10 protein-coding genes are annotated in these 13,776 nt (G+C 70.5%); 9 read left to right on the top strand and 1 reads right to left on the bottom strand.

Features of this window, described 5'->3' with window-relative positions; genetic code table 11:
- Positions 1-46 precede the first annotated feature (46 nt).
- The 8 genes from AB0M47_RS16240 to AB0M47_RS16205 all read left to right on the top strand — a co-directional run bounded on the left by AB0M47_RS16240 (position 47) and on the right by AB0M47_RS16205 (position 11,017).
- Positions 47-1,198, top strand: coding sequence for an acyl-CoA dehydrogenase family protein (locus AB0M47_RS16240; RefSeq protein WP_363413641.1), 1,152 nt, complete (start codon positions 47-49; stop codon positions 1,196-1,198).
- Positions 1,195-3,135: an acetate--CoA ligase family protein gene (locus AB0M47_RS16235; RefSeq protein ID WP_363413638.1), complete on the top strand. Its 1,941-nt coding sequence runs from the start codon at positions 1,195-1,197 to the stop codon at positions 3,133-3,135. Before AB0M47_RS16240 ends, AB0M47_RS16235 begins: the two co-directional genes overlap by 4 nt.
- Complete coding sequence (locus AB0M47_RS16230) at positions 3,132-4,745, top strand: 5-guanidino-2-oxopentanoate decarboxylase (RefSeq protein ID WP_363413635.1); 1,614 nt, start codon at positions 3,132-3,134, stop codon at positions 4,743-4,745. The genes AB0M47_RS16235 and AB0M47_RS16230 overlap by 4 nt, the downstream gene beginning before the upstream one ends.
- A complete protein-coding gene (locus AB0M47_RS16225) occupies positions 4,745-5,875 on the top strand; it encodes a Glu/Leu/Phe/Val dehydrogenase dimerization domain-containing protein (RefSeq protein WP_363413628.1) in 1,131 nt (376 codons plus the stop codon). Before AB0M47_RS16230 ends, AB0M47_RS16225 begins: the two co-directional genes overlap by 1 nt.
- A gap of 253 nt (positions 5,876-6,128) precedes the next feature.
- Positions 6,129-7,067, top strand: a complete 939-nt coding sequence (locus AB0M47_RS16220) for a PAC2 family protein (RefSeq protein ID WP_363413625.1) — start codon at positions 6,129-6,131, stop codon at positions 7,065-7,067.
- A gap of 124 nt (positions 7,068-7,191) precedes the next feature.
- Positions 7,192-7,821: an HAD family phosphatase gene (locus tag AB0M47_RS16215; protein ID WP_363413622.1), complete on the top strand. Its 630-nt coding sequence runs from the start codon at positions 7,192-7,194 to the stop codon at positions 7,819-7,821.
- Between the two features lie 163 nt (positions 7,822-7,984).
- A complete protein-coding gene (locus tag AB0M47_RS16210; protein WP_363413619.1) occupies positions 7,985-10,396 on the top strand; it encodes an immune inhibitor A domain-containing protein in 2,412 nt (803 codons plus the stop codon).
- 174 nt (positions 10,397-10,570) lie between these two features.
- A complete protein-coding gene (locus AB0M47_RS16205; RefSeq protein WP_363413616.1) occupies positions 10,571-11,017 on the top strand; it encodes a carboxymuconolactone decarboxylase family protein in 447 nt (148 codons plus the stop codon).
- Between the two features lie 93 nt (positions 11,018-11,110).
- On the opposite strand, the gene AB0M47_RS16200 is transcribed toward AB0M47_RS16205, so the two are convergent.
- Positions 11,111-13,258 (bottom strand): DEAD/DEAH box helicase, encoded by a 2,148-nt coding sequence (locus AB0M47_RS16200; RefSeq protein ID WP_363413613.1) that lies wholly within the window; start codon positions 13,256-13,258, stop codon positions 11,111-11,113.
- 72 nt (positions 13,259-13,330) lie between these two features.
- Between AB0M47_RS16200 and AB0M47_RS16195 the strand changes: the two genes are divergently transcribed.
- A partial coding sequence (locus AB0M47_RS16195) for a hypothetical protein (protein ID WP_363413610.1) occupies positions 13,331-13,776 on the top strand: 446 nt, incomplete at its 3' end.

The following is a 13,776-nucleotide window of genomic DNA, read 5'->3' as shown; positions in this document are numbered from 1 at the left end:
TCGCGGCCAGCGGGTCTACTGACTCACCGATCAGTAAGGGGCCGCCGTGGATCTCCCGACCGAACTCGTTCCGCTGACCGACGAGCAGCGGGCGCTCCTCGACCTCTGCCGGGAGTTCGGCGTACGCGAGATCAGGCCGGTGGCCCGCGAGATCGACGAGGCCGACACGGTCACGCCCTGGGCGCTGTGGCGAACGGCCGCCGCAGCTGGGATCACGGACTTCATGCTGCCCACCGCGTACGGCGGAGGCGGCGCGACCGACGTGTTCACGCAATGCCTCGTGCAGGAGGAGCTGGGTGCGGCCGACGCCGCGATCGGCAACCTGCTGACCTCGAACGGGTTCTTCGCCGACCCGGTCCTCGAACTGGGCACCGAGGCGCAGAAGGAACGCTGGCTGCGCCCGCTCACCGGGCCGAACCCGCCGATGACGGCGCTGGCGGTGACCGAGCCCGGCGTCGGCTCCGACTCGGCCGCGATCACCACCCGCGCGGAACGGACCAGCGGCGGCTACCGGTTGACCGGCCAGAAGGCGTGGATCTCCAACGGCGGCGTCGCGGAGTACTACGTGATCTTCGCCACCGTCGATCCCGGCCGCCGTTCGAAAGGCGTGACCGCGTTCCTGCTCACGAAGGACGGGCTGACCTTCGGACCGCCGATGCGGAAGATGGGCCAGCGGGCGATCACCAACACCGAGATCTTCCTCGACGGCGTCTTCGTGCCCGAGGAGGACCGGCTCGGCGACGAGGGCCGCGGGTTCCACGGCTTGATGCGTACCTTCGAGATCTCACGGACCGTCCTCGCCGCGTCGGCCACCGGGCTCGCGCGGGCCTGCCTGGACCTGGCCACGAGCTACGCCCGCGACCGGGTCCAGTTCGGCAAGCCGATCATCGAGCACCAGGCGGTCGCCTTCCGGCTCGCCGACATGGCCGCCAAGATCGAGGCGTCGCGGCTGCTCACCTGGCGTGCGGCCAAACGCCTCGACGCCGGGCTGCCGTGCGCCGCGGAGTCGGCCATGGCCAAGCTGACCGCCAGTGAGACGGCCATGTTCTGCTCCTGGGCGGCGGTGCAGACACTCGGCGGGTGGGGCTACTCGCGAGAATTCCTGGCCGAGAAGTGGATGCGCGACGCCAAGCTGGAGGAGATCGAGGAGGGCACCTCCGACATCCAGCGTTTGATCATTTCGAGGTTCCTGCCGTGAACCCCCTCTTCGCCCCCGACTCGATCGCGGTCTTCGGCGCCTCCGACCGGCCGGGGTCCTGGGGCCGTCACCTCGCCGAGGGCGCGCTGCGGTCCGGTGTGGACGTCCAGCTGGTCAATCCCCGCCCCGGCCGTCTGCATACCGTCGCGTTCACGCCCGCGCCGGAGCGGCCGATCGACCTCGCGGTCATCGCGGTGCCTGCCGTCGGCTTCGCGGCCGCCGTCGACGTCGCCCTGGCCGCGGGCGCGCGATCCGTCGTCGGGATCACCGCCGGCCTGTCTCGCTCCGAGTCCCATCAGGTCGCCCAACTGGTACGCGATCAGGGCGCGACCCTGCTCGGTCCCAACTGTCTCGGCGTCTACGACTCACGAAGCGGCCTGAGCCTCCTGTGGGGTGAGCTGCCGCCGGGCGACGTCACGCTGTTCTCCCAGAGCGGCAATCTGGCGCTGGAACTCGGCGTGATCGCGCGCCGATCCGGGCTCGGGTTCCGGAGGTTCGCCTCGCTGGGCGACTGCGCCGGCCTGCGTACGGCTGATCTGCTGCCCGAACACGGCGGCGCGCGGGCGATCGCGCTCTACCTCGAAGACTTCACCGACGGCCGGACGCTGATCGACCGGGCCGCCACGATCGTCGACAGTGGAATCCCGGTGGCGCTCCTGGCCGCCGGTCGGTCTGCCGTCGGTGCGGCCGCTGCCAGTACGCACACCGGCGCGCTCGCGGGCGATCACGCCGTTCTGGCGGCCGCCTGCCGGGACGCCGGAATCCGGCTGGTGCGTACGCCGACGGAGTTGATCGAGGCGTGCCGGGTCGTCCCGAGGCTTCGGGGCAACCGCGTCGGGATCGTCGGCGACGGCGGCGGGCATGGCATCCTCGCCGCCGATCTGGCGATCGCCGCCGGGCTGGCCGTCCCACGTCCGCCGGTGGATCTGGCCGGCGCCGGCGAACGGGACATGTCCGCGTACTCCCGGGCTGCCGGCGACCTGGCAGCCACCGGAGACGTGGACTGTGTGCTGCTCACCGGCTATTTCGGCGGCTACAGCGCGGACGATCCGGCCATGGCCGAGACCGAACTCGCGGTGGCGGGCGAGATCAGCGACGGTGCCGCCGACGGAGGTGTCCCGGTGGTGGTGCACAGCTTCGCCGGGTTCCCGCCGAGCGGGCCGTCGGCCAGCGTACGGCGGCTGGCGGCGGCCGGCATTCCGGTCTGGCCAGCCGTCGAGCACGCGATCGGGGCGCTCGCCCACGCGGCGACCCCGGCGCGAGGCGTACCGCCGTTGGTGTCCGCGGTGGATGCAGCGTCGTCCGGAGTGGACGCGGTGCCGCCGGGCGACTGGTACTTCGCCGGTCGGGCACTCCTGCCCGAGGTCGCCTTCGCCGACGCCGAACCGGTACGCGACGCCGCCGAGGCGGTCGCGGCGGCCGAGCGCATCGGCTATCCGGTGGTGCTCAAGGCGTTGGGCCGGGCGCACAAGTCCGACGACGGCGGCGTCGTCCTCGGACTGCGCACCGCGGCTGCGGTGACCGCCGCGTTCGGCCGGCTGCCCGCCAGTTCCGCGTACGCCGTCGAACGGCAGCATGATCTCGCCGAGGGCATCGAGCTCCTGGTCGGCGCTCGGATCGATGCCTGCTTCGGCCCGGTCGTCGTGGTCGGCGCGGGCGGGCTGCTCACCGAGGTGCTCCAGGATTCCGCTGTCGCGCTCGCCCCCGTCGACGCGTATCGGGCCGGCGACATGCTGCGCGAACTGCGGTTGTTCCCGCTGCTCGCCGGGCATCGCGGGCGACCGGCCGTCGATGTGACCGGGGTGACCAGCGTGATCGAGGCGGTCTCCCAGGCGATCTGCCGGACGGCCGGGCTCGCCGCGCTGGAACTCAACCCGGTACTCGTCACATCATCGGGGGCTGTGGCGCTGGACTGTCATGGAGAAAATGTTTCATGACTCATAGCCTGAGCCAGCCTGGCGGTGCCCAGCTGACCGGTGCGGAAACACTGGTGGCCAGCCTCGCCGCGCACAAAGTGGACACCGTGTTCGGCATCCCCGGCACCCATAACCTGGAGATCTACCGGCATCTGGCGGGCTCGAAGATCCGGCACGTCACCACCCGCCACGAGCAGGGAGCCGGATACGCCGCCGACGGGTACGCCCGGACCTCGGGTCGCCCCGGCGTCGCGCTGGTCACGACCGGACCGGCGCTGCTCAACATCACGGCGGCGCTGGCGCAGGCGTACTCGGACTCGGTGCCGGTGCTGGCCGTGTCGCCCGGCATGCCGCTACGCCACCCCCAGCGCGGGACCGGGTTGCTGCACGAGATGCGCGACCAGCGAGCGGCGCTGGCCAACATCGTGCGGTACTCGCACCGGGTGAGCAGCCACGCCGAGCTGACCGAGGCGGTCGCCCAGATCTTCGCCGACTTCGCCGCCGAGCGACCTCGGCCGGTCCATCTGGAGATCCCGCTCGACCTGCTCGCCGAGAGCGCTCCGGTCAGCATCGCGCCGCCGTTGCGGATCGCGCGCCGCCGGGCCGACGAAGCCCAGATCGTCCGGGCGGCGACGCTGCTCAACGGCGCCCAGCGGCCCGGCATCCTGGCCGGCGGCGGCGCACGGGGCGCCGCCGCTCAGGTGATCGCGATCGCCGAACTCCTCCACTGTGGAGTGCTGACGACGGCCAACGGCAAGGGCGTCATGCCGGAGAACCATCCGCTCAGCCTGGGCGCCGCCGCGCATCTGCCGGCCGCCGGCGAATGGCTGGCCGAGCGCGACGTGCTGCTCGCAGTCGGGACGGAGATGGCGCCCAGCGACTTCTGGCACGAGCCGCCCGCCCCGCGCGGGGAGGTCATCCGGATCGACCTCGATCCCACCCAACTGCTCATCAACGCCCGCCCGGCCCTGCCGATCTGCGGCGACGCCACGGCCGCCCTCGAAGACCTGCTGCCACTGCTGAAAGCCGCCGACGGGATCACCGTGGAGGCCGCTGCTTCCGGCGTACAAGCGAAGATTCGAGCGGAAGCCCGCGCCGAGGGCGCGCGCTGGACGGCGTGGATGGACGCGCTGGCCGGAGCTTTGCCCAAGCGCGCGCTGGTGCTCGCGGACAACGCGATGGCGGGGTATTACGGCGCGTTGGGCAACCTGCCGGTGCACGAGCCCGGCGCGTTCGGCTTCCCCACGGGCTTCGGCACCCTGGGGTACGCGTTGCCTGCGGCGATCGGCGCGAAGGTGGCGCGGCCGCGCCGGCCGGTCGTGGCGCTGTGCGGCGACGGCGGCCTGATGTTCAGCTGTCAGGAGATCGCGACCGCCGCGGCCGAAGGCGTCGCCCTGCCGATCGTCGTCTTCGTCAACGGGGGATACGGCGAGATCCGCGCCGAGATGCGCGCGGCGTCGATCGACCCGATCGGCGTCGACCTGCCGGTGCCCGACCTGATCGCGCTCGCGACCGCGCTCGGCGGGGCAGGGTTCGCCGTGCGCACGCCCGATGAGCTGCGCAGCCTGGTCAAGGCGAGCCTGGAACACCCCGGGCCGACCCTGCTCGTGGTGGAGGAAGAGGCCCCCTAGTGTCCTATCTGGAAGTCACCTGGACCGACGAGGTCACCGGCGTCCGCGGCTACCTGGTCGTGGACGCGCTGCGCCAAGGCGTGTCCAGCGGCGGCCTGCGCATGCGCGCGGGCTGCACCCTCGACGAGGTACGCGACCTGGCCCAGGGGATGACCCTGAAAGAGGCGGTCGTCCGCGTCCCCGGCGACCGCTACCAGCCCTTCGGCGGCGGCAAGGGCGGCATCGACTGCTCGCCCCACCACCCGGACGCGCGCGGCGTGCTGCGTCGCTACCTCCAGGCGATGCGCCCGCTGCTGGAGACGATCTGGTCCACCGGCGAAGACCTCGGCGTACGCCAGGACATGCTGGACGAGCTGGCGGGGGAGATCGGACTGCGGTCCACCATCGAGGCGGCTCTCCAGCTCCTGCCCGACCCGGAAGCGGGGCTGGCGCAGGTCAAGGCGGGCTTCGCCGTCGACGTCGACGGGATCAGCCTGGCCGACCTCGTCGGCGGCTACGGGGTCGCGACCTGCGCCCTGACCGCCCTGCCCGCTGGCTTGTCCACCCCGCGCGCGGTGATTCAAGGGTTCGGCTCGATGGGCGGGGCGACCGCCCGCTTCCTGGCGCGAGCCGGAGTGCTCGTAGTCGGGATCGCCGACGCGGACGGGCTCGTCGTCAACCCGTCCGGCCTCGACGTGGAGCACCTGCTGCGCCATCGAGACGGCTTCGGCAGGATCGACCGCTCCGCCCTGGCGCCCGGCGACGTCGTCTCGGCGGACTCTTGGCTGGACGTGCCCTGTGACATCCTCGTCCCCGCCGCCGTCTCGTACGCCATCGACTCCTCGAACGCCTCCGCTGTGCAAGCTCGGTTGGTGGTCGAGGCGGCCAACGTCGCCACCACCCCCGCCGCTGCCGCCGCCCTGCACGCTCGCGGCGTCGTCGTGCTGCCCGACTTCGTGGCCAACGTCGCCACCAACGCGTGGTGGTGGTGGACGCTGTTCGGCGACATCGCGCCGACCGCCGGAGCGGCGTACGCCAAGATCTCCTCCGTGCTCGGGACGCTGACCCGGTCGGTCCTCGCGCACGCGGCCGCGGACGGCGTTCCTCCGCGTGAAGCGGCGACGGCCATCGCCCGCTCCCGCCTTTCGTGACCCGCTTCTGCTCGCCGCTCATCTCGGGGGGGCATGATCATGGTCACTTCCATGTCGCCATAGCGACGTCAAACTGAACCTGATCATGGACTGGCCCGAGGGCGGCTCGCCGCCGTGTGATGTGATCGGGGGTGCGGGGGCGTCATCGACCACATTCCCGGCGGCTCGCATACGCGCTCCGCGGCGGGAATGGATCACGAAGCGCACGCGTTGTGCGCTTTGTACGTGTGCGGACCGTGAGAGGTTTACGACTGTGCGAGACCCGCAGGAACTCTTCGAGCTGGCGCCCGAGCTGACCGGGCCCGAGGCGGCTGACCTCGGGCGGCCGGTGCTGCTGCACGCCCTGAGCGGGTTCATCGACGCCGGCGGGGCCGGCCGGTTGGCCCGTGAGCATCTGCTGGACGTGCTGGAGCCCGCGCTGCCGGGCCAGTCGGTGGTCGCCTCGTTCGACATCGACCAGCTGCTCGACTATCGGGCGCGCCGCCCGCTGATGGACTTCGCCGCCGACCACTGGGAGACCTACGACGATCCCCGGTTGGAGCTGCACGCCCTGCGCGACCATGACGGCACCCCGTTTCTGCTGCTCACCGGCCCGGAGCCGGACATGCAGTGGGAGCGGTTCATCGCCGCGCTGAGGATGCTCATCGATCGGCTCAACGTCCGCGTCACCGTCGGCATCCACGCCATTCCCATGTCCGTGCCGCATACGCGGCCGGCGGGGGTCACCGCGCACGGCACGCGCGCGGAGCTGATCGCGGGTTACGAGCCGTGGATCGATCGGGTACGCGTACCGGCGAGTGTGACGAACCTGCTGGAGTTCCGGCTGGGCCAGATCGGGCTGGACGCGATCGGGTTCGCCGCGCACGTTCCGCACTATCTGGCCGAGGGGGAGTACCCGCCGGCGGCCGAGCTGCTGCTGACCTCGGTCTCCCGGGCGACCGGGCTGCTGCTGCCCGCCGACGAGCTGCGGGAGGCCGGCGAACGCGTACGCGCCGAGATCGAACGCCAGCTGGTCAGCAACCCGCAGGCGGCGGCGGTCGTGAAGGCGCTGGAGGAGCAGTACGACGCGTTCACCCGCGGCCGGGACGTCAGCCTGCTGACCGATCCGGTGCCGCTGCCGACCGCCGACGAGCTCGGCGCCGAGCTGGAGAAGTTCCTGGCTGAGCATTCGCGGCGAGACCAGGGCGAATAGTTCACCCGGATTTAGGCGTTTCGAGGGCGGTTTTCCTGGCGGGGGACCGCCCTCAGCGCTATCCTTCATCTCCCCTGCTCGCAGAAAGGCCCCCTGAGCAGGCGAGATTCGAAGGGAGGGCGCGATGAGCCGGCTGCATCTGTTCGACATGGACGGCACGCTGATCCGCGACTCCTCGGCCAACATCGAGCTGGCCAAGGTCATCGGCAAGGTGGACGAGTTTCGATCGCTGGACGGCCAGTTCGCCACCGGCGTGGTCGATTCGGCCGAGTACGCGCGCCAGGCGTACGCGATGTGGTCGGCGTTGACGGAGGCCGTGGTGGCCGACGCCTTCGCCCGGGCGCCGTGGCTGGCGGGCATCCGCGACGTCTGGACCGAGATCACCGAGCGCGGTGAGCACTGCGCTGTCATATCTTTGTCGCCGAGTTTCTTCGTCCGCCGGCTGAGTTCCTGGGGCGTGCACGAGGTACGCGCGGCGGTCTTCCCGGACGTGCCGTTCCCGGCCGGGACCACCCTCGACGTGTGCGGTGTGCTGAACCCCCAGTCGAAGGTGACGATCGCCGATGAGCTGGCTGCCCGATACGGTCTGACCAGGGACGACTGTGTCGCGTATGGAGACTCCAAATCGGACAGTGCGCTGTTCGCGGCGGTGCCCGTGCGGGTGGCTGTCAACGGTGACCACCATGTGCGCACACTCGCAACGCATGTCTATGCCGGGGGCGACCTGCGGGAGGCGTACGCCCTCGTACGGTAACCGAAACCGTACGCTCGGCTAATAGTTATCGATGAACCTGGTATTCCGATTTCCGGATATCTGGATTAGCTTGCATGTCGGCTCTCCGATCGAGAGGCGTACCCCCACGCTCGACACCGGATCATCCGAACGGTGGCGGGCGACTCCCCTACCGGAGGTGGACATGCGCAGAATCGTCGCGGGGTTGCTCGGCTTGTCGCTGGCATCCGGACTCGGCACCACGCTGGGTTCGGCTGCGTTGGCGGCGCCTCAGCCGGCTTCCCCCGTCAGCACGGAAGCGACCGGTGACAGTGCGCCGGGCGCAGACGAGCTGCCCAACCCCTTGGAGGACAAGCGAAGGGAGCTGCGCGAGCAAGGCCTCACCGCCGTTCTGAACGGCGAGCGGAAGGCTGAGCAACGCGGCGCGAGCACGGTCGTCAAGGTCGGACAGACGGCCGCCGGCTCCCGCAGCACGTCCTCTGGGAAAGGTAAGAAGGACCAGTACGTGGAGCTGGCCCGCGAGACGACCGACCGGGTCTTCGTGATCCTGGCCGAGTTCGGCGACCAGCGGCACCCCAGCTACCCCGACCAGGACACGGACGCCAACACCGCAGGTCCGGCGACGTTCGAGGGTCCTCTGGTCAACTCGATCCCAGAACCGGACCGCGCGGCCGACAACTCGACCGTGTGGCAGCCCGACTACAACCGGGAGCACTACCAGGAGATGTACTTCGGCACCGGCAAGGGTGTCGAGTCGCTCAAGACCTACTACGAGACGCAGTCGTCCGGGCGGTACAGCGTGGACGGAACGGTCACGGACTGGGTCAAGGTCCAGTACAACGAGGCGCGCTACGGCCGGTCCAACGGCTACCCGTGCGCCAGCAACGTCTGCTCGAACACGTGGGCGCTGATCAAGGACGCGGCCAACCAGTGGTACGCCGACCAGGTCGCCCTCGGCCGCACCGATGCCGAGATCAAGGCGGAACTGGCGACGTTCGACAAGTGGGACCGTTACGACTTCGACGGCGACGGCAACTTCAACGAGCCCGACGGGTACATGGACCACTTCCAGATCGTCCACGCCGGCGGCGACCAGGCCGACGGCGACCCGCAGCAGGGTGAGGACGCCATCTGGAGCCACCGCTGGTACGCGTACACCAACCTCGCGGGCTCGCAGGGCCCGTCGGGGAACCTCCTCGGCGGCACCCAGATCGGCACCTCGGGTCTGTGGATCGGCGACTACACGATCCAGCCGGAGAACGGCGGCCGGAGCGTGTTCTTCCACGAGTTCGGTCACGACCTCGGCCTGCCGGACGACTACAACAACATCTACGGCGGGGACAACAACAACGAGCACTGGACGCTCATGGCGCAGAGCCGACTCGGCGCCAAGGGCGAGCAGTTCATCGGCGACCGCGCCGGCGACCTCGGAGCCTGGAACAAGCTGCAGCTGGGCTGGCTGGACTACGAGACGGTGGTGGCGGGAGCCGGAGTCGGCGGGAACAAGACGCTGACGCTCGGCCCGCAGGAGTACAACTCGGACAAGGCTCAAGGCCTCGTGGTCGTACTCCCGAAGAAGGAAGTCCTCACCGCGTTGGGCGCTCCCGCCGCTGGATCGAAGCAGTGGTGGAGCGGTTCCGGTGACGACTACGCGGCCTCCTTGGCCCGGCAGGTGACTCTGCCGGCCGGCACGGCCTCGCTGTCCTTCCAGGCTCGGTACGACATCGAAGACTGCGGCCCGGACGCGTGTGACTACGCGTACGTGGAGGTCGACGACGGCACCGGCTGGAAGGCCATCCCCGGCAGCATCGCCAACGCGGCCGAGGGCAACGGTATCGACGGCACGCAGGCGGCGTGGACCCCGGCGACCTTCGACCTGTCGGCGTACGCCGGCAAGACGGTCTCGCTGCGGATCCGCTACGCCACGGACGGCGCGGTGGCCGGCAACGACTCGGCGGTGCCGAACGGCATCTTCGTGGACGAGGTCGCCATCACGGCGAACGGTTCGGCGATCTTCAGTGACGGTGCGGAGAGCGGCGACAACGGCTGGACCGCGGCGAACTTCTCCGCCGTCGGGACGTCCATCTCGGCGTTCTTCGACAACTACTACATCGCCGGGCACCGGTCTTACGTCTCCTACGACAAGTACCTCAAGACCGGGCCGTACTACTTCGGCTACCTGAACACGCAGCCGGACAAGGTCGACCACTACGCGTACCAGCAGGGTCTGCTCATCTCCTACTGGGACACGTCGTACGCCGACAACGACACCTTCGCCCACCCCGGCTCCGGCCGGAACCTGTACATCGACTCGCACCCGGTTCCCCTGTACAACCTCAACGGGGTTCCGTGGCGGGCTCGCGTCCAGGTCTACGACGCGCCGTTCAGCCTGACTCGGGCGGACTCGTTCACGCTGCACATCAACGGCGTGGCGAACTACGTCCGTGGCCAGGCGGCGCAGCCGCTGTTCGACGACACCAAGACCTACTGGTACGCCGAACTGCCGAACCACGGCGTCGTCCTGCCGGCGGCGGGGGTCAAGATCCGCGTGCTCTCGGAGAGCGGCACGTCGATCAAGATCCGCGTCACCTCCTGACGCACCGCACCTGCTTCACCTGTTCCGCGAACGGCGTCCGGGCTTGCCCCCGGGCGCCGTTTCGTCTTGTCGGCCCGCTTCGTGTGACGGCTGCCACAGCTGTCACATCCGCTCCTTCGCACCCGTCAGTGCAATGACGAACCGTTGTGAAGGAGAGAAACAATGCAGGCTCGGATGACCAACCCCGTCTCCGTCGTTCCCGGTGCGCTGAAGGCCGTGTACGCGCTGAGCCAGTCGGTCCAGGCGACCGGCGTACCCGGCTCGGTGCTGGAGCTGATCCACTTGCGGGCCAGCCAGATCAACGGCTGCGGCTTCTGCGTGGACTACGGCGTGAAGAGCGCGAAGAAGGCCGGCGAGACCGACGAGCGTCTCCACGGTGTCGCCGCCTGGCGCGAGATGCCGTACTTCACCGACGCCGAACGGGCCGCCCTGGCGCTCAGCGAGTCGATGACCCGCCTCGCCGACCGGGCCGACGCCGTTCCGGACGACGTGTGGGAGGCGGCCGCGAAGCACTACGGTGAGCAGGAGCTGGCCGCGCTGGTGCTGTGGATCGCCACCACCAACTTCTACAACCGGGTCAACGCCACCACACGCCAGCAGGCCGGCTCCCAGACCTGGTGAGCCGCCTTGCCTCCGTTGGCTGCGGATCACGGTTACGCAGGCTGAAACCGGCCGGGATCAGCTGCGTAACCGTGATCCGCACCTGAGGACGGGTCAGGCGTTGAGGGCGAGGGCGAGGGGGTAGACCGCGGACGCGCCGGCCTGGCGTAGCTCGCGGGCGACCAGCGTCGCCGTCCAGCCGCTGTCGACGACGTCGTCCACCAGCAGGATGGGTCCGTCGACAGTAGACAATGCGGAGGCGAGGTCCGCGCCGATCTCGATCGAGCCGTGGACCAGGCGCAGCCGTTGCGCGCTGTTGCCGCCCGCCACCGGGGACAGCGGGCCGAGCGGAGTCGTGAGACCGAGCAACGGCAGGCGGCCGATCTCGGCGATCCGGGCCGCGGCCGACGCGACGAGCTTAGGGCGGCGGCGGGAGCCGATGCCGACCACGCCGGCTGGGCGTACCGGCCAGGGATCGTCGCCCTTGGCCCAGTCCTTCAGCACCTCCACGAGCGCCTTCAGGACGTCGTCCGGGACCGGTCCGTCCCCGGCGTCGAGGAGCGACCGCAGCCGGGGCCCCCAGCCGAGGTCGGACAGCCGGCCGATGGCCCGGCCGGCCGAGGCCTGCTCGTCGGGGGGTACGCGGCCGGACAGGTCGAGGCCGATGGCGGCCAGCCCGGTCGGCCATTGCCGCCGGGGCTCGATCGTGACGCCCGGCCGATGCAGGTACGCCGTCGCCGCCGCGAGCGCCTCTTCGCTGACCGAGGACGCCAGGAACTCCCCGGCGCAGGTGTCGCAGCGTCCACAGGGCGCGGCAGCGGGATCGTCGAGCTGCTGCCGCAGGAAGTGCATCCGGCAGTCCGAAGTGGAGGCGTACGCCAGCATGGCCCGCTGTTCGGACTCCCGGGCGTCGGCCACGCGACCCAGCCGGGTGGTGTCGTAGGACCACTTCTCACCGGTCGCACACCACCCACCGCGTACGCGGCGGACTGCGCCGTCGACGTCGAGGACCTTGAGCATCATCTCCAGCCGCGTACGCCGAAGGTCGACGAGCGGTTCGAGCGCCTGCGTCGACAGCGGTCGGCCGGCCTGATCGAGGACGTCGAGCACGCGGCGTACCTGTTCCTCGGGCGGGAAGGCGAGCGAGGCGAAGTATCGCCAGATCGCGGTGTCCTCCTTGCCCGGCATCAGCACGACGTCCGCCGACTCCACCGCGCGTCCGGCCCGGCCGACCTGCTGGTAGTACGCGATCGGCGAGGCGGGCGCGCCCAGGTGCACGACGAACCCGAGATCGGGCTTGTCGAAGCCCATGCCCAGCGCGGATGTCGCCACCAGCGCCTTGACCTTGTTGTCGAGGAGGTCCTGCTCGGCCTGCCGGCGTTCGGCGTCCTCGGCCTGTCCGGTGTAGACGGCGGCGGAGTAGCCGCGCGACCGCAGGAACTCGGCGGTCTCGCTCGCTCCGGCGACGGTCAGCGTGTAGACGATGCCCGAGCCGGCCAGGCCGTCGAGGTGATCGGCGAGCCAGCCCAACCGGTGGGCCGCCGACGGCAGCGACATGACCGACAGCCGCAGGGAATCCCGGCCGAGCGGACCGCGCAGCACGAGCACGTCCGCGCCGAGCTGCTCGGCCACGTCGGCGCAGACCCGGCCGTTGGCGGTGGCCGTCGTCGCCAGCACCGGAACGCCGCCGGGCAGCTCGCCGAGCAGCGTACGCAGCCGCCGGTAGTCGGGCCGGAAGTCGTGACCCCAGTCGGAGACGCAGTGCGCCTCGTCGATGACGAGCAGGCCGGTCGTGGCGGCCAGCTTCGGCAGCACCCCGTCCCGGAAGTCCGGATTGTTGAGCCGTTCCGGGCTGATCAGCAGCACGTCGACCGCCCCGGCCCGGATCTCGTCGGTGATCTGGTCCCATTCCTCCAGATTCGCCGAGTTGATCGTCCGGGCGCGGATGCCCGCCCGCTCCGCCGCGGCGACCTGGTTGCGCATCAGCGCCAGCAGCGGCGACACGATCACCGTCGGCCCGCTCCCGGTACGCCGGAGCAGGGCGGTGGCGATGAAGTACACGGCGGACTTGCCCCAGCCCGTGCGCTGCACACAGAGCACGCGCTGATGGCGTACGACGAGAGCTTCGATCGCCGTCCACTGATCTTCCCGCAACGTCGCCCCGGCTGCCGCCCCGACCGCGCGCCCCCCATGAGGAGCACCACTGCCTGCTGGGCCGACCAGCTCACGCAGGACCGATTCAGCCTGATCACGCAGCTCCACGCCACAGACACTACAGGCGGACCCTCCGAACGGCGGTTGCCGCTGCAGTGGATCGATGAAATCGTTTGCGCCGTGACCTTGATCCTCGCCGGGCCTGCGCAGACCGCGGTGCACCGGCCGACCGAGTTCACCCTGGACGGGGTGCGTCCCGCGTACCAGATGGGGGAAGAAGAGCCGATCATGACGGTGACCGGCCCCGCCGGACTGAGCACCGCGGTGCCGGCCTTTCCCCACGAGGCCGGGTGGCGGGTGCGGTTCGCGCCGCCGCTGCCGGGTCACTGGCAGGTGGTGGCCAGTCACGGACGGGAGCTGAGTCCGCCGCTGGGGTTGGACGTCGACCCCGATCCGACGGCGCGCGGGGCGATTCACTCCCAGGATGGGGCATTTCGCTATGAGTCGGGCGAGCCGTTTCTCCCGCTCGGCGCGGACCTCGGCCCGCTCGCCGACGCCCAGGCGCGGCTGGCCGAGCTGGCGGCGGCCGGCGCGACCGTCACCCGGCTCGCCGCCGAGCCGCCAGG

Source organism: Hamadaea sp. NPDC051192, assembly GCF_040682475.1.
Classification (GTDB): domain Bacteria; phylum Actinomycetota; class Actinomycetes; order Mycobacteriales; family Micromonosporaceae; genus Hamadaea; species Hamadaea flava.
This window is presented reverse-complemented; position numbering and strand designations above follow the sequence as displayed.